Source organism: Streptomyces sp. NPDC030165, assembly GCF_055573595.1.
Genome location: NZ_JBVIBD010000014.1, coordinates 243,366 through 268,429, shown reverse-complemented (window position 1 = coordinate 268,429; position 25,064 = coordinate 243,366). Strand labels below are relative to the sequence as shown.

The 25,064-nt window shown below is 73.5% G+C and carries 24 protein-coding genes; 10 read left to right on the top strand and 14 right to left on the bottom strand.

Translation table 11 applies throughout. The features are described from left to right. The 5 genes from ACZ4Z1_RS26090 to ACZ4Z1_RS26070 all read right to left on the bottom strand — a co-directional run. The coding region (locus tag ACZ4Z1_RS26090) for a hypothetical protein (protein WP_468489029.1) at window positions 1–254 on the bottom strand (254 nt) is incomplete at its 3' end. Window positions 255–313: 59 nt separating this feature from the next. Further along, a complete protein-coding gene (locus tag ACZ4Z1_RS26085) occupies window positions 314–1,201 on the bottom strand; it encodes an SAM-dependent methyltransferase (RefSeq protein WP_468489028.1) in 888 nt (295 codons plus the stop codon). A 386-nt stretch (window positions 1,202–1,587) separates the two neighbouring features. Next, window positions 1,588–2,682: a trypsin-like serine peptidase gene (locus ACZ4Z1_RS26080; protein WP_468489027.1), complete on the bottom strand. Its 1,095-nt coding sequence runs from the start codon at window positions 2,680–2,682 to the stop codon at window positions 1,588–1,590. Window positions 2,683–2,894: 212 nt separating this feature from the next. Beyond that, entirely contained in the window at window positions 2,895–3,686 is a 792-nt protein-coding gene (locus ACZ4Z1_RS26075) for an SDR family oxidoreductase (RefSeq protein ID WP_468489026.1), read from the bottom strand. 47 nt (window positions 3,687–3,733) lie between these two features. Then, on the bottom strand, window positions 3,734–4,660 hold the full coding sequence (locus ACZ4Z1_RS26070; RefSeq protein ID WP_468489025.1) for a DUF4429 domain-containing protein: 927 nt from the start codon (window positions 4,658–4,660) through the stop codon (window positions 3,734–3,736). Between the two features lie 306 nt (window positions 4,661–4,966). On the opposite strand from ACZ4Z1_RS26070, the gene ACZ4Z1_RS26065 reads away from it, so the two are divergent. The 4 genes from ACZ4Z1_RS26065 to ACZ4Z1_RS26050 all read left to right on the top strand — a co-directional run bounded on the left by ACZ4Z1_RS26065 (window position 4,967) and on the right by ACZ4Z1_RS26050 (window position 10,159). Next, complete coding sequence (locus tag ACZ4Z1_RS26065) at window positions 4,967–6,571, top strand: alkaline phosphatase D family protein (protein ID WP_468489048.1); 1,605 nt, start codon at window positions 4,967–4,969, stop codon at window positions 6,569–6,571. 117 nt (window positions 6,572–6,688) lie between these two features. Continuing rightward, a complete protein-coding gene (locus ACZ4Z1_RS26060; RefSeq protein WP_468489024.1) occupies window positions 6,689–8,005 on the top strand; it encodes a multidrug effflux MFS transporter in 1,317 nt (438 codons plus the stop codon). 56 nt (window positions 8,006–8,061) lie between these two features. Further along, window positions 8,062–9,174, top strand: a complete 1,113-nt coding sequence (locus ACZ4Z1_RS26055; protein WP_468489047.1) for a serine hydrolase domain-containing protein — start codon at window positions 8,062–8,064, stop codon at window positions 9,172–9,174. A gap of 10 nt (window positions 9,175–9,184) precedes the next feature. Continuing rightward, window positions 9,185–10,159: a small ribosomal subunit Rsm22 family protein gene (locus ACZ4Z1_RS26050; RefSeq protein WP_468489023.1), complete on the top strand. Its 975-nt coding sequence runs from the start codon at window positions 9,185–9,187 to the stop codon at window positions 10,157–10,159. Between the two features lie 69 nt (window positions 10,160–10,228). Here ACZ4Z1_RS26050 and ddaH read toward each other — a convergent pair whose 3' ends face one another. Together ddaH and ACZ4Z1_RS26040 are read right to left on the bottom strand one after the other, a co-directional pair. Further along, the gene (gene ddaH, locus ACZ4Z1_RS26045) at window positions 10,229–11,065 is read right to left on the bottom strand and encodes a dimethylargininase (protein ID WP_468489022.1); all 837 of its coding nucleotides are present in this window, start codon (window positions 11,063–11,065) and stop codon (window positions 10,229–10,231) included. Window positions 11,066–11,170: 105 nt separating this feature from the next. After that, the gene (locus ACZ4Z1_RS26040) at window positions 11,171–11,359 is read right to left on the bottom strand and encodes a DUF6243 family protein (RefSeq protein ID WP_365846325.1); all 189 of its coding nucleotides are present in this window, start codon (window positions 11,357–11,359) and stop codon (window positions 11,171–11,173) included. A 122-nt stretch (window positions 11,360–11,481) separates the two neighbouring features. Between ACZ4Z1_RS26040 and ACZ4Z1_RS26035 the strand changes: the two genes are divergently transcribed. Both ACZ4Z1_RS26035 and ACZ4Z1_RS26030 read left to right on the top strand, forming a co-directional pair. Continuing rightward, complete coding sequence (locus tag ACZ4Z1_RS26035; RefSeq protein WP_468489021.1) at window positions 11,482–12,084, top strand: TetR/AcrR family transcriptional regulator; 603 nt, start codon at window positions 11,482–11,484, stop codon at window positions 12,082–12,084. 220 nt (window positions 12,085–12,304) lie between these two features. Beyond that, the gene (locus ACZ4Z1_RS26030; protein ID WP_468489020.1) at window positions 12,305–13,051 is read left to right on the top strand and encodes a bifunctional DNA primase/polymerase; all 747 of its coding nucleotides are present in this window, start codon (window positions 12,305–12,307) and stop codon (window positions 13,049–13,051) included. A 99-nt stretch (window positions 13,052–13,150) separates the two neighbouring features. Here ACZ4Z1_RS26030 and ACZ4Z1_RS26025 read toward each other — a convergent pair whose 3' ends face one another. The 4 genes from ACZ4Z1_RS26025 to ACZ4Z1_RS26010 form a co-directional block, all read right to left on the bottom strand. Beyond that, a complete protein-coding gene (locus ACZ4Z1_RS26025; protein WP_468489019.1) occupies window positions 13,151–14,128 on the bottom strand; it encodes an SCO2278 family lipoprotein in 978 nt (325 codons plus the stop codon). Window positions 14,129–14,329: 201 nt separating this feature from the next. Next, window positions 14,330–15,184 carry a heme ABC transporter ATP-binding protein gene (locus tag ACZ4Z1_RS26020; protein WP_468489018.1) on the bottom strand — a complete coding sequence of 285 codons (855 nt, stop codon included), beginning with the start codon at window positions 15,182–15,184 and terminating at the stop codon, window positions 14,330–14,332. After that, complete coding sequence (locus ACZ4Z1_RS26015; RefSeq protein ID WP_468489017.1) at window positions 15,181–16,299, bottom strand: FecCD family ABC transporter permease; 1,119 nt, start codon at window positions 16,297–16,299, stop codon at window positions 15,181–15,183. Before ACZ4Z1_RS26015 ends, ACZ4Z1_RS26020 begins: the two co-directional genes overlap by 4 nt. A 1-nt stretch (window position 16,300) precedes the next feature. Continuing rightward, complete coding sequence (locus ACZ4Z1_RS26010; RefSeq protein ID WP_468489016.1) at window positions 16,301–17,350, bottom strand: heme/hemin ABC transporter substrate-binding protein; 1,050 nt, start codon at window positions 17,348–17,350, stop codon at window positions 16,301–16,303. A 139-nt stretch (window positions 17,351–17,489) separates the two neighbouring features. On the opposite strand from ACZ4Z1_RS26010, the gene ACZ4Z1_RS26005 reads away from it, so the two are divergent. From ACZ4Z1_RS26005 to ACZ4Z1_RS25995, 3 genes are all read left to right on the top strand, one after another. Further along, window positions 17,490–18,941: an HtaA domain-containing protein gene (locus ACZ4Z1_RS26005; protein WP_468489015.1), complete on the top strand. Its 1,452-nt coding sequence runs from the start codon at window positions 17,490–17,492 to the stop codon at window positions 18,939–18,941. Between the two features lie 42 nt (window positions 18,942–18,983). Further along, on the top strand, window positions 18,984–20,564 hold the full coding sequence (locus tag ACZ4Z1_RS26000) for an HtaA domain-containing protein (RefSeq protein WP_468489014.1): 1,581 nt from the start codon (window positions 18,984–18,986) through the stop codon (window positions 20,562–20,564). A 206-nt stretch (window positions 20,565–20,770) separates the two neighbouring features. Further along, a complete protein-coding gene (locus ACZ4Z1_RS25995; RefSeq protein ID WP_468489013.1) occupies window positions 20,771–21,469 on the top strand; it encodes a PhzF family phenazine biosynthesis protein in 699 nt (232 codons plus the stop codon). A gap of 76 nt (window positions 21,470–21,545) precedes the next feature. Here ACZ4Z1_RS25995 and ACZ4Z1_RS25990 read toward each other — a convergent pair whose 3' ends face one another. Beyond that, window positions 21,546–22,235, bottom strand: a complete 690-nt coding sequence (locus tag ACZ4Z1_RS25990) for a biliverdin-producing heme oxygenase (RefSeq protein ID WP_468489012.1) — start codon at window positions 22,233–22,235, stop codon at window positions 21,546–21,548. Between the two features lie 219 nt (window positions 22,236–22,454). Beyond that, window positions 22,455–23,312, bottom strand: coding sequence for a type I methionyl aminopeptidase (gene map / locus ACZ4Z1_RS25985; RefSeq protein WP_468489011.1), 858 nt, complete (start codon window positions 23,310–23,312; stop codon window positions 22,455–22,457). A gap of 67 nt (window positions 23,313–23,379) precedes the next feature. Between map and ACZ4Z1_RS25980 the strand changes: the two genes are divergently transcribed. After that, a complete protein-coding gene (locus ACZ4Z1_RS25980; protein ID WP_468489010.1) occupies window positions 23,380–23,604 on the top strand; it encodes a hypothetical protein in 225 nt (74 codons plus the stop codon). Window positions 23,605–23,672: 68 nt separating this feature from the next. Here ACZ4Z1_RS25980 and ACZ4Z1_RS25975 read toward each other — a convergent pair whose 3' ends face one another. Beyond that, window positions 23,673–24,995 (bottom strand): MFS transporter, encoded by a 1,323-nt coding sequence (locus ACZ4Z1_RS25975; protein WP_468489009.1) that lies wholly within the window; start codon window positions 24,993–24,995, stop codon window positions 23,673–23,675. Between the last annotated feature and the right edge of the window lie 69 nt (window positions 24,996–25,064).

The window sequence follows — 25,064 nt, the reverse complement described above, 5'->3', positions numbered from 1 at the left end:
CACGTGTACAGGAGCGCGGCCAGGGCCGCGACACCGAGCAGGGAGGGACGCGCCCAGCGGGGCTGGTCTTCGGGGGAGCGCCACAACTCCCAGCGGCGGCGCGGCCGTCGGCCAGGTGCGTTCTCAAGGGGTACGGGTGTGCGCTGGGCGGGCGGCGAAAGCGGCACGGAGCCGGAGGCGGGAGAGGCGGGGGCGGCGGCGGAAGGCGGGGAGGGCAGGGAAACGGGCAGGCCGAAGGGCGGTTTGGCGACCATAGGGGGGAAGTCAGCTCTCGGGTCGGTGCGGGCGGGACTGCCGGGCCCGGATCAGCCGGTCAGCTTTCCGGTGTGCTGAGCAGCAGCAGGTAATAGTCCACGTGGTCCCGGCAGAACGTGCGGAACGGTTCCATCAGCGGATCGGTGTGGGCGGTGGCTTCCTTTCCGAAACGCTGCTCTATCTCGTCGCGCCGTTCTTGGTAAAGCGCGTACATCAGCTCGCCGCACAGTGCGACGTTCGATGTCATGTTCTGAATGCGCGCGACACGGAAACCGGCTTCTTCGACCTCGCCGAGAAGCGTTGCGAAGGTGGTGGGCGGCGGGGACGTCCACAGCCGGGTGAATGCCTCCGTCTCCGCGGGGACGGCGGTGCCGCGCCGGGCGAACTCGGTCATCAGCAGGCGGCCTCCGGGCCGCAGTACGCGCCGGACCTCGCGCAGTGCGGCGGGCCGGTCCGAGAGGTGCGGGAAGCAGTCGATGGACCAGGCCGCGTCGTAGGAGTTGTCCGCGTGGTCGAGCCGCATCACGTTGCCGTACGCGAAGCCGACCCGGCCTCCGAGGCCGCCGGCGGCGTTCAGCCGTTCCCCGCAGCGGGCGAGCTGCTCCCTGCTGACGGTGATGCCGGTGACCCGGCCGCCGGTAGCCCGGGCCAGGTGGATGGCGGGGCCGCCGGTGCCGCAGCCTATGTCGAGCAGGCGGGCGTCCGGCGGGAGGCCGTCGGCCAGGATGCCGGCGAGGTACTCGGTCTGCCGGTCCTGTGCGAGGTCGGACAGGCCGAGGAGGGAGGCGGCCCCGGTCCGCTCGCCGTGCGGGACGAACATGCCGACGTGCAGGGCGCTGCCGCCGAGCACCATGGCGAGCAGGTCGCCGAACCGGTCGTACATCGCGCCGACTTCTTCGGGAGCGGGCGCCGGACTGCTGTTCGCACTGCTGTCGGCCACGGTCATGGAAGTCCCCTCGGCGACGGGTGGTCGGGCAAGGATTCAGTGAGCAGAGAGTGCACTTCTGCTCGGTGGACGCTAGCACCGAAAAGCCCGGAGTGGGGGTCATCCATTCCGCGGGGAAAGAAATCGGACAGAGGTGGTCGGGGAATTCATGATCCGTCCGGTGGGGTGGCTACGGCGCAATTGCTGCTGGTGGCCGGGGCGTTCGTGAGTTTTCCATGAGAAGAGGGCGTGAAAAGCGTGAGAATGGCGCTGTGGGTATACCGGCTGCACTCTCACGTGTGCGTGAATTGTCGTGCCGCCCCCGGGAATGAGAGCCCCGGGGACAACCCCGTGCGGTGCGTGCCGTCCGGAGGGGGGCCTGCGGGCGCACCCCTCCGGACGTGCGGTCAGTTCGACTGCGCCTCGTCGTAGAGGTTCTCGGCGTCGTCACCGAAGTACGGCCCGAACATGGTGTTGGGCAGGAAGGTGTAGCCGAAGCTGTTCACCGAGGACTGCAGGCCGGTGCCGCTGGCCTCGTCGAACGTGGTGAACCAGGGGCCGCCGCTGGAGCCGCCCGTCATGTTGCAGGACAGCCCGTGGTCCGTGGAGAAGAGCGGGTCCTTGATGGTGTTGCCGCTGCAGTAGATGAGTTTGCTGCCGTCGTACGGTGCGGCGGCGGGGTAGCCGAAGGCGTACATAGGCTTGTTGTAGCCGGTGTTGAAGGCGAGGCCCTGGCCGCCGACGACGTCGGTCAGCCGCCGGCCGCCGACCGGGGCGACGACCGCGGCGCCGATGTCGTAGTTGATGTTCTCGCTTGCCGTCCACTGCGGTGTGGCGAGGGTCTTGGAGGCGGCCCACTTGCCGTACGGGGCCTGGCCGTCGTGGTAGCCGGGGACGAAGACCCAGTCGCCGTGCCAGGCGCCGTTGAGCTTCACGCAGTGCCCGGCGGTGAGCACGGTGCTCTTGTTCGCGCTGGTGACGGCGTTGCCCGAGCAGGAGGCGGTGCGGCCCTGGTACGTGAAGAACACCCGTCCCGCGGTGTTCGTCACGGCGCCGCCGCCGGTCCACGGGGCGCCCGCCTGCGGGAAGGATTTCGGGACGGGGGCGGCCGCGCCGGCGGTGGCGGGCAGGCTGGGGCGTACGGTGCGTTCGGGGCCGCTCCGTACCGGTGCGGCAGGCCGGTCCGCCGCGCTGCCGGATCGTTTCGCCGCTGCGTCGGACCGTTGCGCCGGCCCGCCGGTCCCGGCCGACAGCAGGTCCAGCGGGGTGGCCTCGCGCATCCGCTCCGCGGTCCAGAAGCCGGCAACGGAGGAGGCCGTACCCGACGCGGCCGTGCCCGTACCGGCCCGGGCCGCATCCGTACCGGCCGTACCGGCCGCGCCCGCCGGGCCGGCCTGGAGCGCCGAGACGAGCAGGGCGCCGGCGGCGGTCAGGGCACCGGCGACGGCCCGGGACGTGCCGCGCCGACGGGTGCCGGGGATGGTGCTGACGATTCGTCTCACGCGTGACTCCTTCTGCGGGGCCGCGTGGTGGCGAACCGCGCGGCCGTCGACTACGTGGCCGCGGGTCCCGCGGCCCGGCAGATGAGCGGTGCGGATGGACGTGCGTCAGGAAGAGTCCCACCGGACGCGCCGTCTGTCAGGAGCGCGTCCCGCCGAAGTCCGGAAGGCGGGCGGTGGGCGGCGCGGCGGCCGGCCGGGCGGCCGCACCGCCCTCAGCCGCGGCCGATGTACGGCATGGCCGTCGCCATCACCGTCGCGAACTGCACGTTCGCCGCCAGCGGCAGCTGCGCCATGTGCAGGACCGTACGGGCCACGTCCGCCGCGTCCATCACCGGCTCGGCCGCCGTCGTGCCGTCGGCCTGGAGGATGCCCGTCCGCATCCGCCCGGTCATCTCGGTGGCCGCGTTGCCGATGTCGATCTGCCCGCAGGCGATGTCGTACGGACGCCCGTCCAGGGAGAGCGACTTGGTCAGTCCGGTCATCGCGTGCTTGGTGGCGGTGTACGCGATCGAGTGCGGGCGCGGTGTGTGCGCGGAGACCGAGCCGTTGTTGATGATGCGGCCGCCGCGGGGGGCCTGTTCCTTCATCGTGCGGAAGGCGGCCTGGGCGCAGAGGAACGCGCCGGTGAGGTTGGTGTCGACGACCGTGCGCCAGTCGTCGTACGCCAGCTCTTCCAGGGGTACGGGCGGGCCGAACGTACCGGCGTTGTTGAAGAGCAGGTCCAGCCGGCCGAAGCGGTCGCGGACCGCGGCGAACAGGGCGTCGACCCGCTCGGGGCGCGTGACGTCGGCCGGTACGCACAGGGTGGCGCCGCCCGAGTCCCGCGCCGCCTGGCGGGCGGTCTCCTCCAGGGCGTCGGCGCGCCGCCCGGCGAGCGCCACCGACCAGCCGGCCCCGGCGAGCGCCAGGGCGACGGCCCGGCCGATGCCGGAACCGGCGCCGGTGATCAGGGCGGTCGGCGCGGTTGGCGGAGTGGTGCCGGATCGGGTGTCGGGTGTTGTCATGGCGGCAGGGTAAGGCGCGCCGCGGCCACCCGCTGAACGGGTGTCGCTCACCCCGCCCCGTGGAAGCCCTTGAGCACCGCCGCCTTTGCCGCGGCGAACTCCTCGGCGGTCAGGACGCCGTCCCGGTGGAGTTCGCCGAGTTCGCGCAGCCGGCGCAGCAGGACGTCGGCGTCCTGGCCGCCGTTCCCGCTGCCCGGGTCCGCCGTCTTCTCCAGGGCCGGTGCGGTGCGCGCCGCGGTCACCGGGCCCGCCGCCGTCGGCGCGGGGCCGCCCGAGGGGTGCGGCAGCCGTGCCGCGACCGCCGCCGCGAGCAGCGCCGTGCGGCCGCTCTCCTTCTTGAAGCCCCACAGCTCGATGGCGTTCGGGTCGTGTTCCGGCTTGAGCTTCGCCGTGACGCCCTTCGGGCGGAAGCGCAGGTAGCCGGATTCCAGGCCGGAGGCGGGGCGCCAGTCGACGCCGGCCAGGTCGGCGAGGGCGAAGTCCCGGGCGCCCGCGTGCTTCTTGCTCTCGCTGGTGGTCCAGCGCCAGTCGATGTGCACGTGTTCGCCGTCGAAGGTCGCCACGCCGTCCACGCCCGCGGCGGACAGCGGTACGGCGGGGCCCGGCAGCAGGTAGCGGTCGGTGGGCCCGGTCGCCACCTGGTCGAGGAGCAGGGACTGGCGCACCTCGTCGGCGAAGTACTCGGCGACGCCGGTACGGTCCGGGTCCACGGCCACCTGGTAGGGGTTCGCGTCGTCCGGCAGGCCGCCGCCGGTGACGTACAGGAGCGGGTCGGCGCCGTCCCGCAGCCGCAGGCGCAACCGGCCGCCCTTGCGGGCCGGTTCGTACGCGATGCCCGCCAGCGCCTTCAGCGGTACGGACGTCTCGCCCAGGTCCTGCCGCAGCCGGTGCACGCTCCGTTCCTGCCCCGGCACGATCCACACCCGGTCGCCGTCGAAGGCCCACGTGCCGTCGCGCACCATCAGTTCAGCCATGTCCCGAATCCTACGGAGACGCCGGGCCGGTGGCGAAGGGTCCGGGTTCCGGGCCCGCCGGTCCGCGCCACGGCTCTTCGGGCGCGCCGGTCCCTGCCGTGAATGTCCGTCGGCGTCCGATGCGGGCGCAGACATCACCGGGTTGTCATGTGTGCGTCGAACGTGGGACAGCGGAGCGCCGTCGTCCGCCCCTCCAATCGCTGGTGACCACACCAGTCCAGGGAGGGGCAGATGGCCCGTCAAGGTCAGCACGAACAGGACGCGCAGTCCGCGCAGGAAGCGCAGGCGGCGCCGCACTCACCGGAGATGCGGGCCGCCGCGGCACAGCTCGCCCGGCGCCGCTTCCTCACCGGCACCGGGGCCGCCGCGGCGCTGGCCTTCGCGGTCAACCTGCCCGGCACCGGCGTCGCGTACGCCGCGGCCGAGGCCGACGCCCGCAAGATCACCGAGAACCCCTTCACCCTCGGTGTGGCCTCCGGCGACCCGCTGCCCGGCTCCGTCGTGCTGTGGACCCGGCTCGCCCCGAAGCCGTACGAGCCGGGCAGCGGCATGCCCAAGGCCCGCGTCACGGTCCGCTGGGAAGTCGCCTACGACGAGCGGTTCCAGCGGCTGGCGGGGCGCGGCCGGGCCGAGGCGCACCCGGAGTTCAACCACGCGGTGCACATCGAGGCCACCGGTCTGGCGCCGGATCGCGTCTATTACTACCGCTTCCGGGCCGGCAACTGGACCAGCCCCGTAGGCCGGACCCGCACCGCGCCCGCGCGCGGCGCGAAGAACAGCGAACTGCGGCTGGGCGTCGTCTCCTGCCAGGCGTACCACGACGGTTACTACACCGCCCACCGGCACCTCGCCGCCGAAGACCTCGATGTCGTCTTTCACCTCGGCGACTACCTGTACGAGTACCCGGTGGACGCCGTCGGCGGCGCCCGCCAGTACACCGACCGCAAGCTGCCCGCGCGCTTCAACCGCGAGACGGTGACGCTGGAGGACTACCGGCTGCGGTACGCGCTCTACAAGTCGGACCCCGACCTCCAGGCCGCGCACGCCGCCCACCCGTTCATCGTCACCTGGGACGACCACGAGGTGGAGAACAACTACGCCGACGACATCAGCGAGAACAGCGCCCCCAAGGGCGAGTTCCTGCTCCGCAGGGCCGCCGCCTACCGCGCGTACTGGGAGAACCAGCCGCTGCGCCGCCCCCAGCGCCCGAACGGCCCGGACGCCCAGCTCTACCGCCGCGTGCACTTCGGGCAGCTCGCCCAGTTCGACGTGCTCGACACCCGCCAGTACCGCTCCGACCAGGCGTACGGCGACGGCTGGCGCACCCCGGGACCGGAGTCCACCGATCCGAGGCGGACCCTGACCGGCGCGAAGCAGGAGCGCTGGCTGATCGACGGCTGGCGGTCCTCCTCCGCGCTGTGGAACGTGCTGCCGCAGCAGGTCACCTTCGCCGAACGGCGCAACGCCACCGGCCCCGGCCACAAGCTCAGCATGGACTCCTGGGACGGCTACCCGGCCTCCCGCGAGCGGGTGCTGAAGGGCGCGGAGGCGGCCGGCGTGGACAACCTCGTCGTGCTGACCGGCGATGTGCACGTCCACTACGCGTTCGACATCAAGCGGGACTTCCGGGACGGCAAGTCGCGCACCGCGGGCGTGGAGTTCGTGACCACCTCGATCGCCAGCGGCGAGGACGGCGCGGACAGACCGGCCAACTGGGGCACGTACATGGCCGCCAACCCGCACCTGAAGTTCTACAATGGCCGGCGCGGGTACGTGACGGTCACGCTGGACCGGGAGAAGGCGCGCGCCGACTTCCGTACGGTGCCGGCGGTGACGAAGCCGGGGGCGCCCGTGAGCACGGCGGGGTCGTTCGTGTCCGAGGCGGGCAGCCCGGGGCTCAAGCCCGCCTGAGGCCCGTCCGCCGCTCACGCCGCGGGGCCGCCGCCCGAGATCCTGGCCGAAAGCGCGCCGGAGTCCGTTCCGTGCATGACACCATGGTCAAGCCATCAATCATCCATGGAGACACTCATGACGGACCCCGGCACCGGAACGACGGAGCCCCAGGACAGCGTTCCGATAGCCGAGCGGGACGCGGCGGCGCCCGCCGCGTCCCGCCGCACCAGCCTGCTCGTCACCCTCATCCTCGGCGGCCTGACCGCGGTGCCGCCGCTCTCCATGGACATGTACCTCCCGGCCCTGCCGGAGGTCACCGACGCGCTGCACAGCCCGGCCGCCACCGTCCAGCTCACCCTGACCACCTGTCTCGCGGGCATGGCCCTGGGGCAGCTGGTCGTCGGGCCGATGAGCGACAAATGGGGACGCCGCCGCCCGCTGCTCGTGGGCATGGTGGTCTACATCCTCGCCACCGCGCTGTGCGCCCTGGCCACCAACGCCGAGCTGCTCATCGCCTTCCGCCTGCTCCAGGGCCTGGCGGGCGCGGCCGGCATCGTCATCGCGCGGGCCGTGGTGCGCGACCTGTACGACGGCGTGGCGATGGCCCGGTTCTTCTCCACCCTGATGCTGATCTCCGGCGTCGCCCCCGTCGTCGCGCCGCTGATCGGCGGGCAGATCCTGCGGATCACCGACTGGCGCGGCGTCTTCGTCGTCCTGACCGTGGTCGGCGTGCTGCTCACCCTGCTGGTCTGGCGCCGCCTGCACGAGACGCTGCCGCCCGAGAAGCGGCACTCCGGCGGCCTCGGCGAGGCCCTGAGCACCATGCGTTCCCTGCTCGCCGACCGCGCCTTCTCCGGCTACCTGATCGTCGGCGCGTTCGCCTTCGCGGCGCTGTTCGCGTACATCTCCGCCTCGCCCTTCGTGATCCAGGAGATCTACGGCGCGTCACCGCAGACCTTCAGCCTGCTGTTCGGCGTCAACTCCGTGGGCCTGGTCCTGGTCGGCCAGATCAACGGCAAGGTGCTGGTCGGCCGGGTCAGCCTGGACGTGGTGCTGGGCATCGGCCTCGGCCTGATCACCGCCGCCGCGACGGCGCTGCTGCTGATGGCCGGCGGCGTCTTCGGCGAGGTCGGGCTGTGGCCGATGGCCGCCGGGCTGTTCGTCCTGATGTCCGCGATGGGCCTGGTCATGCCGTCGGCGAACACCAAGGCGCTGCTGCGCTCCGGGCACGCGGCGGGCTCCGCCTCGGCGCTGCTGGGCACCTCGACCTTCCTCCTGGGCTCGATCGCCTCGCCGCTGGTCGGCATCGCGGGCGAGCACACGGCCGTACCGATGGCCGTGGTCCAGCTCTCCTGCGGCGTCCTGGCGCTGCTGAGCTTCCTGGGACTGTGCCGCCCGTGGCAGCGTAGGGAGGAGACCGCCACCGGGACCGGCGAGAGGACCAGGCTCTGAACGCAACGGGACTGCGACACGGCACCCCCGCCGCGGCGGGGCTGGACCCCGCCTGGATACGGCGTCTGACCGGCGGGGTACGGGAGGCGACCGAGGGCCCCGAGCCCTGGTGCGCGGGCGCCGTGGTGCTCGCCGGGCGCGGCCCGGTGGTCGCCGCCGAGGAGGCGGCGGGCTGGGCGCTGCGCTACGCGGGCTACGACCCCGGACGCGACCGCGGTGTGGAGCTGCCCCGGGAGCAACGGGAGCCGATGCGCGTCGGCACGGTCTTCGACCTGGCCTCGCTGACCAAGCTGTGCACCGCGATCGTGGCGGTGCAGCAGGTGGAGCGCGGCCTGCTGGACCTGGACGAGGCGGTGGGCCGCCGGCTGCCGGGCTTCGCCGCCGGCATCACGGTCCGCAGCCTGCTCACGCACACCTCGGGCATGCGCCCGGAGCTGCCGTTCTACGAGCGCCGGGGGCGCGCGGCCCAGCTGGAGCTTTTGTGGGAGGAGGCGGCGGCGCCCGCCGCCCCGCCCGGCAGCGTGTACCGCTACTCCGACCTCAACCTCATCGCCCTCCAGCTCATCCTGGAACAGGTCAGCGGCCTGGATCTGGACGCCCTCGTGGCGCAGCAGATCACCGGCCCGCTCGGCATGACCAGCACGGCGTTCGGGCCGCTGGACCCGGCGGGTGTGGCCGCGACCGAGGACCAGCGGCGGCCGTGGGCCAAGGCGGACCGCGGGATGGTGCGCGGCGCGGTGCACGACGAGAACGCGTGGGCGCTGGGCGGCGTCGCCGGGCACGCGGGCCTGTTCTCGACGGCGCAGGACCTGGCGGTGCTGTGCCGGACACTGCTCAGCGGCGGCGCGTACGGCCGGGAGCGCATCCTCGGGGAGGAGTCGGTGGCGCTGCTGCTGGACCCGCCGGGCCTGGGCTTCGGCGTGGACCAGCCGTACTTCATGGGTGAGCTGGCGGGGCGCGGCGCGGCCGGCCACACCGGGTTCACCGGCACCAGCCTGGTGCTGGACCGGGCGACCGACACGTTCCTGGTGCTGCTGGCCAACACGGTCCACCCGCGGCGCCGCGAGGCGGGCAGCGCGCCACGGGCGGCGGCCGCCACCCGGCTGGCGCGGGCGGTACGGGCCGGGCCGGCCGGGCGGCCCGGCAGGGCTGTCGCACCCGCCCCGTAAAATGGCCCGAATGCACGACGAACTGCGCGCCGCACTGGCCGGCCTGCTCGACGGCCTGCCGCCCACGCAGGCCGCGCGGGCCGTCGACCGGCTGATCGCCAACTACCGGGGCCGGACACCGACCGACGCCCCGGTCCTCAGGGACCGCGCGGACGTCGCCGCGTACGCCGCCTACCGGATGCCCGCGACCTTCGAGGCCGTACGGCACGCCCTGGACGCCTTCGCGGCGCGGCTGCCGCACTGGGCGCCCGCCTGCCACGTGGACATCGGCGGCGGCACCGGCGCCGCCACCTGGGCGGTCGCCGCCACCTGGGACGGCCACCGCACGACCGTGTACGACTGGGCCGAACCGGCGCTGGCGCTGGGCCGCGAGCTGGCCGACGGCGTCCTGCCGGACACGGACTGGCAGCGCCGGGTCATCGGCGCGGGCATGACGGTCCCCGAGGGCACGGACCTGGTCACCGTCTCGTACGTGCTCGGCGAGCTGCGCCCGGAGGACCGCCGCGCGGTCGTCGCCGCCGCGGCCGCCGCGCAGGCCGTCGTACTGATCGAGCCCGGCACCCCGGACGGCTATCTGCGCATCCGCGAGGCCCGCGAGCAGCTCACCGACGCCGGGCTGCGGATCGTCGCCCCGTGCCCGCACAGCGGTATGTGCCCGATCGTGCCGGGTGAGGACTGGTGCCACATGGCGGCCCGGGTGACCCGCTCCTCGCTGCACCGCCAGGTCAAGGGCGGCTCGCTGCCGTACGAGGACGAGAAGTTCAGCTATGTCGCGGCGGTGCGCCCGGAGGCGGTGGACGGCGCGGCGGCCGCACCCGCCCCGTCCCGCGTCGTCCGCAAGCCCCAGCTCCGCAAGGGACAGGTCCTGCTGGACCTCTGTACGGAGGAGGGGCTGCGGCGCGACACGGTCACCAAGCGGCACGGCGACCGCTACAAGGCCGCCCGCGACGCCGAGTGGGGCGACGCCTGGGAGCGGACGGGCTGACCGCTCCTGCCGGGCGGGGGCCGGGTCCTGCTGTGCCGGGCCCGGTGGCTCCTGCGCGGGGTCCGGTCCCTACGCGGGCGCGGGCCGTAGCTCCTGTGTGCAGCATTTGACGCTGCCGCCGCCCTTGAGCAGCTCGGTCAGGTCCATGCCAATCGGCTCGTACCCGCGCTCGCGGAGCGGTTCGAAGAGCCCGACCGCGGCCTGTGGCAGCAGGACGTGCCGGCCGTCGCTGACCGCGTTCAGGCCGAACGCCTCCGCGTCCGCGCGTGAGGCGATCAGGGCGCCGGGGAAGAGCCTGGCCAGTACGGCGCGGCTGCCCGCCGAGAAGGCGCCCGGGTAGTACATGACCTCCGAGTCCGTCGCGTCGTCCAGCACGCACAGCGCCGTGTCCAGGTGGTAGTAGCGCGGGTCGACCAGGTCCAGGCCGATCACCGGGCGGCCGAAGTACTCCTGTGCCTCGGCGTGCGAGAGCGGGCTGCTGCGGAAGCCGCGCCCGGCCAGCAGCCAGGAGGCGGTGACCGCGAAGTCGCCCTCCGCCTCGTTGACGTTCTCCGGCTCGCGGACCTCGGTGAAGCCATGGTCCCTGAACCACGCGGCGTGCACGGCGGCCTCGCCGCGCCGCTCCTCGAAGGCGAACCGCGCGCCGAGCACCCGGCCGTCCACGACGGTGGCGCCGTTCGCGGCGAAGACCATGTCCGGCAGGTCGGGGCGGGGCCGCAGCTCCTCGACGGTGTGGCCGAGCGCGCGGTAGCTCTCGCGCAGCACTTCCCACTGGGCCAGCGCCAGCGGCAGGTCGACGGGTTTGTCCGGGTCCATCCAGGGGTTGATGGAATAGCTGACCTTGAAGTGGGCCGGCGGGCACATCAGGTAGCGCCGGGGCCGGGGGCTGCGTCGGGGTGTACGCAAGGAAGGCTCCTCACGGTGGGTGGGACGCGGAGGCGTACGAGGTGCGTACGCGCTCAAATGGTCCACCGTGAGGAGCCGTTGCGCAGTGATCCGATCGGGTGATTTTCACCCCTGGCGGGTTTCTCCGGCGCCGCGCTGCTCCTGGAGTCTGCGCAGCAGGGCGCGCCGCTGCGCCATCGGGTCGGTGCCGCCGCCCACGCCGTTGCCTCCCCGGCCGCCGCGCAGCGCGCCGCGGGAGAGCTTGCTGCGGGTGCCGCCGACGCCGAGCATGCCGCCCGCGTTTCCCTTGCTCATGGGTCATCTCCTTCGTCCGCCGAGTGGCGAGACGGCTCGTCTCGCTCGCTGTCGAGTCTGAGCGAGACGCTCCGTCTTGTCAAGACGATACGTCTCGCCTCACCTGTCGGTAGACTCCGGCCATGGCCAACAAGACAGCGCCCGACTCCACCCGCCGCAGCGAACGCTCGCGCCGCGCCATCTTCGACGCGGCCCTCTCCCTCGTCGGCGAGGTCGGCTACGACAAGCTCACGATCGAGGGCATCGCCTCCCGCGCCGGCGTCGGCAAGCAGACGATCTACCGCTGGTGGCCCTCCAAGGCCGCTGTCCTGCTCGACGCCTTCACCCAGGACGTGGAGGGGTACGAGGCCGGGCTGCCCGATACCGGGGATCTCGCCGCCGACCTCAAGCTCGTCCTGCGGGCCACCGCCGACGAGTTCAACGACCAGCAGTGGCAGGCCCCGTACCGCGCGCTCGCGGCGGCCGGCGCGAGCGACCCGGAGCTGTCGGCGCGGTTCGTCGAGCGGCTGCTGGAGCCCGGCATCGCGGTCTACGTGAACCGTATGCGGGCCGCCCGGGAGCGGGGCGAGATCGGCCCTGACGTGGACGTGCGGGTGGCGGCCGAGATGGTGCTGAGCCCGTTCTCGCAGCGCTGGCTGATGCGCACCGGCGAGCTGTCGTACGCGTACGTGGACACGCTGGTCGACATGGTGCTCGCCGGCCTGCGGCCCCGTGCCACCGGATGACCGTCCCGCGGTGCCTCCCGGGGGCCGCACCTGCGGATGAGGCGCCGGGATCGCCCAGGGGGCGCGAAAGGTAAAGGAAAGTGAACGAAGTGGGGTAGAAACCGACCGTATTGGTGGGATTCGCCCGTTCTCCGGTCACCCCGGATCCGTACTCCGGTCACCCGAAGAGGAGGATGGTGGCAGCATTGATCCCAGACCACCGCTCGAAGTGAGGGGATAGATGGAACGCAAGAGCAGGTTCTCCCAGTGGCTTCGCCGGCCGAGGAGCGGTTCGGACGGCGGCGATACGGACACGGGATCAGCGGCGCAAGGCCGCGAGGACCTGCTGCTGGCGGTCGCCGACGCGGGTTTCCCGCTCGCCCCGGCAGCCCACCCCTCCGGCTACGGCTGTTCCTGTGAGCGCATCGGCTGTCCCACGCCCGGCCGGCACCCCGTCTCCTTCGGCTGGCAGACCGTCGCCAGCACCGACCGCGAGAAAGTGGCCGCCTGGGCACGCTCCTATCCGCAGGCCAACTTCATCACCGCCACCGGCATCGCCCACGACGTGCTGGACGTCCCCGTCGAGGCGGGCCGCAGCGCCCTGGAGCGGCTGGAGGCGGCGGGCATCGAGGTCGGCCCGGTCGCGCTGAGCGGCGCGGCGCTCGGGCAGGGCCGGATGCTGTTCTTCACCGCCACCCGCGGCACCCCGGACGACGAGGACGAGTGGTGGCCCTGCGAGCTGGACTGCCATCCGGAGACCATGGACGAGCACCCGGGCCTGCGCTGGCACTGCCGCGGCAGTTACGTCCTGCTGCCGCCCTCCCGGCTGCCCGGTGACCAGCCCGCGGTGGCCTGGCTGCGCGGCCCCGAGCGGCCGGTGCCGGACCCGCTGACGCTGCTGGAGACCCTCACCGACGCCTGCGCCGAGTACGCGGACCAGCAGCCCGACCACGACCACGAAGCGGCGGCCTGGCCGATCGGCCGCTGACCCCCCTCCCCGCAGCCGGGTCCGCGGCACGTCCGCCGGGCCCCGCCGGAGCGGGCGCCCGCGCCGTGCCGTCGGCTGCCACGCCCCCCGGCAGCCCGCCTACAGCGACTTGGCGGACGTCTTCGCCTCCAGCCGGTGCAGGATGCCGACCTGCCCGGAGGCGCCCGCGGCCGGGACCTTCACCACCTGTTCCGACAGGGTCGTGAAGGTCATCCGGTCGGACGGCTTCGCCGGCCCCTCCATGATCCCCTTGATCTCCGGGCCGATGCTGATCCGCGACCCCGCGGAGACGGTCTTCTGCTGGTGGTAATAGGTCGAGAAGAAGACCAGCGCCCCGCCGTCCTTGGTGCGCAGCGCGACCGGCGCGAACCCGGACGCCTGGTCCTCGTACTGGATGCGGGAGCCCGGCTGCCGGCCCTGCTTCTCGCGCAGCGACCGCCACCCGTCGGTGTGCGGCCCCGGGGCGAAGGTGTCGCCCTTGCCGGTCTTCAGGTACGCCGCGTACGCCTCACCGAGTCTGCCCGGCGCGATCCTCAGCCCGGAGTCCTTCGCGTCGGGCGGCACCACCTCGGCGAAGCCGTCCTTGTCCGTCTTGAACTGCGGGATCTCCTCGTCGGTCAGCGAGGACAGATAGCTCGCCTTCCACTTCGCGCCGACGGAGTCCCGGGTGAACACCAGGAACCACCGCGCGTTGTTGCGGTTGCTGACCGCGTCCGCGAGGAACACCTTCGGCCAGCCCGCCTGCTTGGGCACGGTGAACGTCGGGCTGGTCAGCTTCAGCGGCGGGAACTTGGGGTTGCCCTGCGGGCTGACCGCGTGCCCCGCCTTGGTGAGCGCCTGGTCGACGGCGAGCAGCGAGTCCGTCTCGTAGGTCGGGTTCACCTTCGGGTCCAGCTTGCTGTTGGAGGTGTTGAAGCCGTCGACGAACTGCTGGAGCGCCTTGGCGGCCTCGTCCTTCGACACCGCGGGCAGCATCTCCCGTTCGCCGTGCACGGTCATGCACCCGCTCAGCGTCAGCAGCGCCGCGCTCGCGGCGGTCAGCGCTACGGGCACCCGGAACGGCGACCTGCGTGTCATGGGGCTCGGGCTCCTTCGGGGCGACCGGGGCCGGGGCGGCCTGGGCGGCCGCCGGGGTGGCACGATTCGGCGCAACCCTACCGGGGGCGGGGAAGCGGGCGGGCGCGGGGACCGGGAACAGCGACCGCACCGTGACCTGGAAGGCAGCCCGTCCCACCGGTCATTACGGGACGCAACGGCCCGGCCCGGACGCGGGCGGGATCAGGGTTCGCGCAACGGCATGACCAGGGGGACGCCGGTGCGCGGATGCCCGATCACCTCGACCGGCTGCCGGTAGACCCGGCTCAGCAGCTTTGCGCCGAAGATCCCGGCGGGCGGGCCCTGCGCGGCGATCCCCCCGCCGTGCAGCAGGGCCGCCCGGTCCGCGTACGCGGCGGCCAGCCCCAGGTCGTGCAGGACGACCGCCACCGCGGCTCCCGCCGCCGCCCGCTCCCGGCAGATCCGCAGCACCAGTTCCTGGTGGCGCAGGTCCAGCGCGGCGGTCGGCTCGTCGAGCAGCAGCAGCGGAGCGCGCTGCGCCAGGACGCGGGCGAGCGCGACCCGGGCCCGTTCGCCGCCGGACAGCGCGGAGAACGGCCGGCCCGCGAAGCCGGTCACCTCGGTCGCCGCCATCGCCTCCGCGACGGCGGCCTCGTCCTCGTCCTCGCCCGGGGTGCCCGCCCAGGGCGCGCGGCCCATCCGTACGACGTCCTCCACCGCGAACGGGAAGGAGAGGGCAGCGGCCTGCGGCAGGACGGCGCGGCGCAGCGCCAGTTCGGGCGCGGTCCAGGCGGTGGCCGGGCGGCCGTCGATGCGTACCTCGCCGGTGGCGGCGGGCAGGTCGGCGGCGAGCGCGGCGAGCAGCGTGGACTTGCCCGCGCCGTTCGGCCCGACGAGCGCCAGCACCTGGCCCGCGGTCACCTCCAGGTCCACCCCGTCCAGGACCGTACGGCCGCCCAGCCGCACGCCGAGGCCGAGGGTCCGCGCGTACGCCGTACCTGAGGTGACGGGCGCGGGGAGGGCACGGGCACGTCCCGCCCACCACGTACCGACCATCGGAAACCGGCCCCGGCTCATGCCCAGCCCCCCTGCTTGCGGCGGGTCCTGCGCAGCAGCCAGAAGAAGAACGGGCTGCCGCACAGGGCGGTCAGGACACCCAGCGGCAGTTCCGCCGGCTGGGCGGCCGTACGGGCGACGAGGTCGGCGACGACCAGGACCAGCGCGCCGCCCAGGGCGCTGCCCGGGATCAGGAAGCGGTGCCCGGGTCCGGCCGCCATCCGCAGCAGGTGCGGGACGAGCAGGCCCACGAAGGTGATGACGCCGGCCACCGCCACGGCCGCCGCGGTGAGCAGGGCGACGACCAGGATGAGGACGACGCGCAGCCGTTCCACGTCCACGCCGAGGTGCCGGGCGGGGCGTTCGCCGAGGGCCAGGAGGTCCAGTCTGCGGGCGTGGAACGGCGCGACGGCCAGCCCGGCGAGGGCGCACGGCAGGACCGCCAGCACCTTGGGCCACACGGCCTGGGACAGCGAACCGAGCTGCCAGAAGGTGATCTGGGAGACCTGCGCGTTGTCCGCGAAGAAGAGGAACAGGCCGATCAGCGCGCCCGCGAAGGCGTTCACCGCGATGCCGGTGAGGATGAGCGTGACGACCTCGGTGCGGCCGCCCGAGCGGGAGAGCGCGTAGACGGCCAGGACGGTCAGCAGACCGGTGACGAACGCGCAGGCCGGCACCGTCCACGTACCGAGGAAGCCGAGGCCGAGCGCGATGGCACCGACGGCGCCGACCGCCGCGCCCGACGAGATGCCGATGACGCCCGGCTCGGCGAGCGGATTGCCGAACACGCCTTGCATCAGGGCGCCCGCGCAGCCGAGCGAGGAGCCGACCAGCAGCGCCAGGACGACGCGCGGCAGGCGCACGTTCCACAGCACGCTCTCGCCGACCCGGTCCAGCTCCGCGCCGCCGAGGCGCAGGTGGTGCAGCAGTGAGCCGAGGACGTCGCCGAGCGGGATGCGGTACGCGCCGAGACCGGCGGAGAGCAGGCAGCCGGTCAGCAGCGCGAGGGCGAGGACGGTGGTGAGGAGGGCGGTGCGGGGGAGACGGCGCGGGGAGGGCGGAGAGGTGGCGGGCGCGTCCGCGTCGGGCTCCGGGCCCGGGTCCGTACCGGTATCCGTACGGGGCGGTGCCGTCATCTCACTTCCCTCCGGAGTGGAACTGCCGGATCAGGGAGCGCAGTACGGCGTCCGTGCGCGGCCCGTAGTTGAGCAGTACGCCGTCGTCGACGGAGGCCACCCGCCGGTCCATGCCGGCCGGTGTCTGGGCCACGCCGGGGATCTTCACCAGTCCGTCGATCCCGCCGACGGACTCCAGGCCCTTGGTCATCACCAGGATGACGTCCGGCGCGGCCTTGGCGAGCGCCTCGCTGGTGATCGGTGTGAAGTCCTTCGTCAGGCCCGACTCCTCGCCTGCGTCGATGCCGCCCGCCGCCTCGATGAGGGAGCCTGCGCCGGACCCGGCGCCGCCGATGAGGTAGACGGAGGCCGAGCCGCGCAGGTAGAGGAAGGCCACCCGGGGGCGGCCGGCCGCTGCCGTACCGCCGTGCGGAAGGCTCTTCCGGACGGCTTCGATCCGCCGGCCGGTCCGGGTCTTGAGGGCGTCGCCCGCCGTGCGTACGCCGAGTGCGGACGCGACCGCGCCGATCCGGGTGTCCACGTCGGCGAGCCGGGTCGCGGGCTGCACGGTGACGACCGGGACACCGGCGTCGCGGATCTGGCTGACGGCCTCCGCCGGCCCGGTGGTGGTGTCCGCGAGGACCACGTCGGGCTTGAGCGACAGCACGCCTTCCGCCGACACGTCGTGCGCGCGGGTCACCACGGGCAGCTTCTTCGCCTGCTCGAAGGTGGCGGTGATGTCGCGTGCGACGACCCGGTCGCCTAGCCCGAGGGTGAAGACGATCTCCGAGAGGGAGCCGGTGAGCGGCACGATCCGGTCGGCCTTGCGCACCGTCACGTCGTGGCCGTCCGCGGACCGTACGGTCGCGGGCAGTTGAGGCCGGGGCGCGGGCCCGGACAGCGGCTCGACGCGGTCGGCGGCGGGCCGGGCGGCGGCCTTCGCCGGGGAAGCGGCGGGGGCCGGGCCGCTGTCGCAGCCGGTGAGCGCGAGGGTGAGCGCCAGGGTCGCGGCGAGCGCCGCGGCGGGGCGTGACAGGCGCCGGCGGACCGGCTCCCGGATGGCTGCTGTCACTGTCCCGCCTTTCTGTGCAGGTCGGTTGACCGGTGGCCGGTGGTGCGGGCGAGGGTCCGGTCGACTCCCGGGGTTCCGCTCCGGCCGGGCTTAGCTTAGGTTAGCCTTACCTTAATCGCTAGCCCTGGAGGGGTCCTCCATGCTGCCGTCCAGACCGGCCCGCGGCCGTACTCGCGGCCGTGCCCGCGCGCTCGCCGCCGCCTTCCTGACGGCGCTGCTGGGCACGCTGCTGCCCGCCCTGCCCGCGGCTCCCGCGCAGGCGGCGGCCCGCACGGTCGCGGGCGGCCGGCTGGACTGGGGCATCAAGTCCTCCTTCCAGTCGTACGTCACCGGGCCCATCGCCCAAGGCAGTTGGACCCTGAACGGCGGCGCCGCCACAGTCGGCGACAGCCGGTTCCGCTTCCACTCCGCCACCGGCAGCTACGACCCGGCGAACGGCGCCCTGACGGCGGGTTTCTCCGGCGGGGTGCACTTCACCGGCCACCGCAAACCGGACGGCTCGTACGAGCTGGACCTGACCATCAGCCGCCCCCGGATCACCGTCGCCGACGGACGCGGCACCCTCTACGCCGACATGACCAGCAAGGAGAAGGGCACCGGCCGCGTCACCACGGCCACCCGGGTACCGCTGGCCACGCTCGGACTCGGCGGCGTCGACACCCGGGGCGGCGGCACGCCCATCGCGCTGACGAACGTCCCGGCGAAGCTGACCGCGCAGGGCGCGCGGGCGTTCGCCGGGTACTACACGGAGGGCACGCAGCTCGACCCGGTGAGCCTGTCGGCGGACGTACGGGCGGACGGCGGGCCGGGCCCGACGGCCGGCCCGCCCGGTGACGGCAAGGCCGACGGCGCGGACTCGCGGCGCGGGGCCTTCACCGAGGCCGCCGTCGACTGGGGCGTCCGCCGCACCTTCCGCGAGTACGTCACCGGCGGCATCGCCCACGGCCGCTGGCAGCTGTCCGACGGTGCCCAGGACGGCGGCGCGCTCTTCCGCTTCCCGCGCGGCAAGGGCACGTACGACGCCGAAAAGGGCACCTTGAGCGCCGACTTCGCCGGCCGGCTCCGCTTCACCGGCAAGGATCTCGATCTCACCCTGACCGCCGTCTCGGTCGAGGTGAAGGACGGCCGGGGCACCCTCGCCGCCGACGTCACGACCGGCGGCGCGACGACCGAGGGCGCCCCGCTGGCCACCTTCGAGGCGAAGCGGCTCACGCCCGACAAGGGGCTGATCAAGCTCACCGAGGCGCCGGCGCAGCTCACCGCCGACGGCGCGAAGGCGTTCGGCGGGCTGTACCGGGCGGGCACGGACATGGACCCCGTCTCGCTCGCGGTCGCCGTCGGCAAGCAGGCCGCGCTGCCCGCCCTCCCCGACCTGGGCACCGGCCCCGAGACCGCCGCCGGCTCCGCGGACGGCGGGCAGGCGAGGAAGGCCGCCCCCGGACAGGCCGCACCCGCCTCCTCCGACTCGTCCGTATCCACCCGCACCGTCACCCTCCTCGTCGCGGCCGGCGTACTGCTCGTCGCCGTCGCCGCCTTCCCCGTCCGGCGCGCCCGCCGCCGTACGACCCCCACGGCGCCCCCGCAGGACTGACCCCACCGCACCCCCACCTCTTCCCAAGGAGAGCCACCGACCATGGCCGCCATACGCCGCCCCCTCGCCCTCGCGGCAGCCGTCGCCACCGCCACCGCCACCGCGGCCCTGTGCCTGCCGTCCGCCGCCACGGCCGCCCCCACGACCGGCGCCGCGCCGAAGACCGAGCTGAAGAACGGCGCCCTCGACTGGGGCGTCAAGGAGTCCTTCCGCAAGTACGTCAAGGGCATGGCGCTCGGCGACATCACCACCGCCGACGGCGCGCGGCAGGCGCCCGGCAACGGCCCGTTCACCTTCACGGACGGCACCGGCACGTACGACATGAACACGCACGCCGTCGCCACCACCTTCAAGGGCAGTGTCCGCTTCACCTCGAAAGCTCACGGCTTCGACATCAGGCTGGCGGACCTGAAGGTCGCCACCAAGGGCACGTCGGGAGCCATCACCGCGGACGTCACGGCCGCGGGCACGACGCGGGACGACGTGGCGCTGGCCTCGCTCGACCTGTCGGCGGTACGGCCGGGCAGCGGCGCGGGCGGCGCGATGACGTTCGCGAAGATCCCGGTGAAGCTGACCGCCGAGGGCGCGAAGGCGTTCAACGGCATGTACAAGGAGGGGCAGGAGCTCGACCCGGCCACGCTGACCGTGACGGCGGCGGGTACGCCCGGAACGCCGAAGCCGGCCCAGCCCGCGCCGGGGAGCGGCCAGAGCAGTCAGGGCGGTCAGGGCGGTCAGGGCAGTGAGGGCGGCGGGAAGGGGGTGTCGGCGGGCCGGGAGTCCGGCGGGCATGGGCACGGCGTGCGCGCGGGCTCGGGTTCCGGCTCGGCTTCCGGCTCCCGGGATGACGGTGAGAAGTCGGCCGCCGCGTCCGCCACCGCCTCCGGCAAGATCGTGAACGGCACCCTCGACTGGGGCGTCAAGAAGTCCTTCCGCGACTACATCACCGGGCCCATCGCGCACGGCAGGGCCGAACTCGCGGGCGGCGCCGTCACCTCCGCCGCCGGGTACCGCTTCCCCAAGGGGCATGGCACGTACGACGCCGCCAAGGCCGCCCTCGCCGCGCAGTTCAACGGCTCGGTCCGCTTCACCGGCCACGAGGGCGTCCTGGACCTGAAGTTCAGCAACCTCAAGGTCACGGTGAACGGCACCAAGGGCACGCTGATCGCGGACGTCTCGGCGAAGGCGCGTGCCACCGGCAAGGTCACCAGCACGCCGGGCATGGCGGTGGCCGACCTCAAGGTCCCGGCCGGTGCCCTCACCGCCAAGAACGGCGTCGTCACCCTCAAGAACGTGCCCGCCACGCTGACCGCCGCCGGCTCCAAGGCGTTCGACGGCATGTACAAGCCGGGTCAGGCCCTGGACCCGGTGACGGCCGCCGTGTCGGCCGACCCCAGCGCCCAACTGCCCAGCAGTGGCGCCGCGTCGGGCTCCTCGGCCGCCGCCGGCGGCTCCGGAGACGCCGGTGGCACGGCGAGCTTCAGCGGCGGCAGCGGTTCCGGCAGCGGATCGCTCGCGGCCACCGGCGCCACCGTGCCCAACGGCGCGCTGGCGGGTGTGGCGTCCGCCCTGATCGTGGCGGGCGGCGCTGCCACCTACGCCGCACGCCGCCGCACCGCCCTGTAACCCCGTAACGCCCTGCGGACCCACCCCCCACCTTCCCCGGGCTCCGCACCCCAGGGGCCGCCTCCCCACACCCCGACACAGGCGCCCCGGGCCCAGGGGCCGGCCGTACCCGCCGCGCATGCCTCCGCGCGGCGGGTACTCCGGCGTTCCGGCACACCCGCACCCCCGGTGGGCCGCCTCCGCCGTACGCACGATGGAATACGGTCATGACAGCGCGCCAGGCACCCGAACTGCACGTCGTACGCGTCTTCTGCGGCCCGGACGGCCGGGGCGGCAACCCTCTGGGCGTCGTACGGAACGGAGCCGCCGCCGTACCGGAGCCCGCCGCGCGCCAGGCCCTCGCCGCCGAACTCGGCTTCAGCGAGACCGTGTTCATCGACGGAACGGACGGCGAGGACAGTCCCAGGCTGGACATCTGCACGCCCAGCGTGCGGCTCCCCTTCGCCGGGCATCCGCTGGTCGGTACGGCATGGCTGCTGCGGCACCTGGGGCAGCCGGTGGCCGCGCTGCGCCCGCCGGCCGGTGAGGTGCCGGTGACGTACGACGGGGAGTGCGTCTGGGTGCGCGGGCGGCCGGAGTGGGCCACGGGGCGCCGTACGGAGGAGTACGCGACGCCCGCGGACGTGGACGCGTTGTCCGGCCCGCCGTCCGGCGACGGCCCGCTCTACGTGTGGGCGTGGCGGGACCGCGCCGCGGGCACCGTACGCGCCCGCTTCTTCCCGCGCCGTGGTGACGGCATCGTGGAGGACGAGGCCACGGGCGCCGCGGCGCTCGCCCTCACCCACGAACTGGGCCGCGCCCTGGACGTCCGCCAGGGCACCGGCTCGCGCATCCTGACGCGCCCGCACGGGGACGGCACGATCGCGCTGGGCGGCCGGGTGCTGTCCGTACCGCAGCGGCCCTGACCGGAAGCCGGTCGCCTGCCGGAAGCCGGGCGCCGGGCGCCTGCCGGGAACCGGGCGGCCCCGCTCCGGCCCTCGCTCACGCGCTCAGCGGGAACTCTTCCCCCAGCGCGCGGAAGACCGCCGTGTTGAGCGCGAAGGCACGCTTGCACTCGTCGACCACCCGCTGCTTCTCCAGGTCGTCCACCGGCAGGGCGTCCAGCAGGCCGCGGTACTCGCGCTTGAAGGCGGCGGGGTTGCCTATGCCCTCGAAGACGTAGAAGCGCACGCCGTCGCCCTTGCGGGCGAAGCCCCAGGTCTTCTCGGCCGTGCCGCGGATGATCTGGCCGCCGGAGAGGTCGCCGAGGTAGCGGGTGTAGTGGTGCGCGACATACCCGGCGGGCCAGCGGCGGGCGCATTCGGTGACGCGTCCGGCGTACGCGGCGGTGGCCGGCAGCGGCTCCAGGCCCGTACGCCAGGACGGGCCGCCGAGGTGGGCCAGGTCCCGCTCCAGCTCGGCCGTGCGGGCCAGCTCCGGCCGGATGAACGGCCCGGCGACCGGGTCCGCGGCGAGCGCCTCGGAGGCTTCCTCCAGCGCGCGGTAGACGAACCACAGCTGCTCGGTGTAGCGCCGGTAGGCCGCGACGCCGAGTCTGCCGCCGAGCAGGTCGCCCATGAAGGACGCGTTCTCGGCCTCCGTGTGCTGCTCGTGCGAGGCGGTGCGGATCAGTGTGGAGAACGGCACCGATGCGGCGGCGTGCGCGGACGGGGTCGAGCTGGGCGCGGCCAAGGCGGACCTCCGGGGACCGGTGGGGTGCGTACGGGTTCAGATTGTGGTTGGTTAGGCTTACCTAAGTCAACCCGTTCCCGACGCGTCGTCGGCAACGTTTCCGACGTCCTGTCGGCATCCTTCCCGACATCGTGTCGGTAAAAACCCCGATACGGAAGCCCCCGCGGCAGAGAAGCCGCGGGGGTCGTGGCGAGGCCACGGAGATCTATCAGAAGCGCCCTAGGGGAGGGTGAGGATCTCCGCGCCGGTCTCCGTGACGACGAGGGTGTGCTCGAACTGCGCGGTGCGCCTGCGGTCCTTCGTCACCACCGTCCAGCCGTCCTCCCACATGTCGTACTCGTACGTGCCCAGCGTCAGCATCGGCTCGATGGTGAAGGTCATGCCGGGCTTGATGTCGGTGGTGTGGTGCGGGCTGTCGTAGTGCGGGACGATCAGGCCGGAGTGGAACGACGAGTTGATCCCGTGGCCGGTGAAGTCACGCACGACCCCGTAGCCGAAGCGCTTGGCGTACGACTCGATGACCCGGCCGATGATGTTGATCTGGCGGCCCGGCTTGACCGCCTTGATCGCGCGGTTCAGCGACTCGCGGGTGCGCTCCACCAGGAGCTTGGACTCCTCGTCCACGTCACCGCACAGGTACGTGGCGTTGTTGTCGCCGTGCACGCCGTTGATGTACGCGGTCACGTCCAGGTTCACGATGTCGCCGTCCTTCAGGACGGTCGAGTCCGGGATGCCGTGGCAGATGACCTCGTTGACCGAGGAGCACAGGGACTTCGGGAAGCCGCGGTAGCCGAGGGTGGAGGGGTAGGCGCCGTGGTCGCACATGAACTCGTGGGCGACCCGGTCCAGTTCGTCGGTGGTCACGCCCGGCGCGATCAGCTTGGCGGCCTCCTCCATCGCCTGGGCGGCGATCCGCCCCGCGATGCGCATCCGCTCGATCGTTTCCGCGTCCTGCACCTCCGGGCCCGTATAAGGGGTGGGCGCGGACTTGCCCACGTACTCGGGGCGCGGGATGGAGGCGGGGACGGGGCGGGTGGGGGAGATCGTCCCCGGGGCAAGAAGTGACTGGCCAGACATGCCAGCGAGTGTATCCGCGGCCCGTAGGGCAGGATGGCGGCACAGCAGTCGCAGACAGGAGGCCTTGATGGCGCTGTTCAAGAGGCGGACGGTCGGCAAACCCGGCGAATGGTACTACTGCCTCAAGCACGGCACGGTCGAAGAGGGCCCCGAGTGCCGCGCCGCCGACCGCTTCGGCCCGTACGCCACCCGCGAGGAGGCGGCCCACGCGATGGAGACCGCCGGCGAGCGCAATCTGGAGTGGGACACCGATCCCCGCTGGCACGAGAAGGGGCCCGAAGGGCCCGCGTGAGCGGGGCAGGGTGCGCCCCGGCCGGTACGCGCCGGGGCCCGGTGCGGCCCCGCCGGGGTCTGCTCCGGCTACGCCGCCGGAGTCGTCTCGACCCGCGCCGTACGCGCCTCGCGCATCCGCACCGCGTGCTCGTTCGTCCGTGCGTCGTACGCCAGCAGCTTCGGGAGCGCCGCGGCCAGCCCCACCACCCCGGCCACGCACAGCACGCCGCCCGCCCACACCGACGTCCGTACGGACGTGACGGCCGCCATACCGCCCGAGCGGACCTGGCCGAGCTGCGGCCCGGCCGAGTACGACAGCAGCTCGATGCCGGCCAGCCGGCCGCGCAGCTCGTCGGGGATGGTCTGGTTCCACATCGCCGACCGGAAGATGCCGCTGACCATGTCGCACGCCCCGGCCGCGGCCAGGCTCAGCAGCACCAGCCACACGTCGGACGCCCAGCCCGCCGCGGTCATCGCCAGCCCCCACGCGGCCGCCGCGTACAGCACGGCCCGCCCGTGCCGGTGCACCCGTGAGGTCCAGCCGCTGGTCAGGCTGACCACGCAGGACCCGGCCGGCAGCGCCGCGTACATCAGTCCGAGCGCCCACGGCGCGCCCAGGTCGTCCGCCAGGAACGGGAAGATCGCCATCGGGAAGGCGAAGAGCATGGCGGTCAGGTCGACGGCGTACGTACCGAGCAGCTCCTTGCGGCTCCAGGCGTAGCGCGCGCCCTCCCAGATGCCGCGCAGCGACGGCTTCTCGGCGTCGTGCGAGGCGGGGGAGGGGGCCAGGCCGACCGCGAGGGCGACGGACATCGCGAACGTGACGGCGTCGATCGCGTACGCCCACCGCAGCCCCGCGTACGCCAGCAGCACACCGGCCAGTGCGGGCCCGGCGATGGCGCCGATCTGCCAGCGCAGGGCGTTCAGCGCGGACGCCGCGGGCAGCTGCTCGTGCGGGACGATGCGCGGCACGATCGAGTCGATGGCAGGGCGCTGAAGTCCGGTCAGTGCGCTGGATGCCGCCACGATCACGTACAGCGGCCAGATCAGCGGGTCCGGAAGCAGGCTGTTGACCAGCAGCAGCACCGACAGCAGCCCGAGAGCCGCCTCGGTCCACAGGATGAGCTTGCGGCGGTCCATGGCGTCCGCGAGCGCGCCGCCGTACAGGCCGAAGACGATCAGCGGCACGATCTCCACCGCGCCCACCGCGCCCACCGCGAGCGTCGAACCGGTCAGCTCCTTGAGCTGGAACGGTACGGCGACGAGCGTCAGGAACGACCCGAACACGGTCACCGCGCCCGCGCACCACATCCGGCGGAAGTCGGCGGAGGAGCGCCAGGGAGCCAGGTCGGGCAGCAGGGCGGCGGCTCGGCGGGAACGTTTCGGGGGAGGGGGGTCTGCTTCGGTCACAACGCACCATCGTGCGGCGGGGCGGGGCGGTGGGCAACGGAATTACGGGCGGGTGGCCGGCCCGCCCCG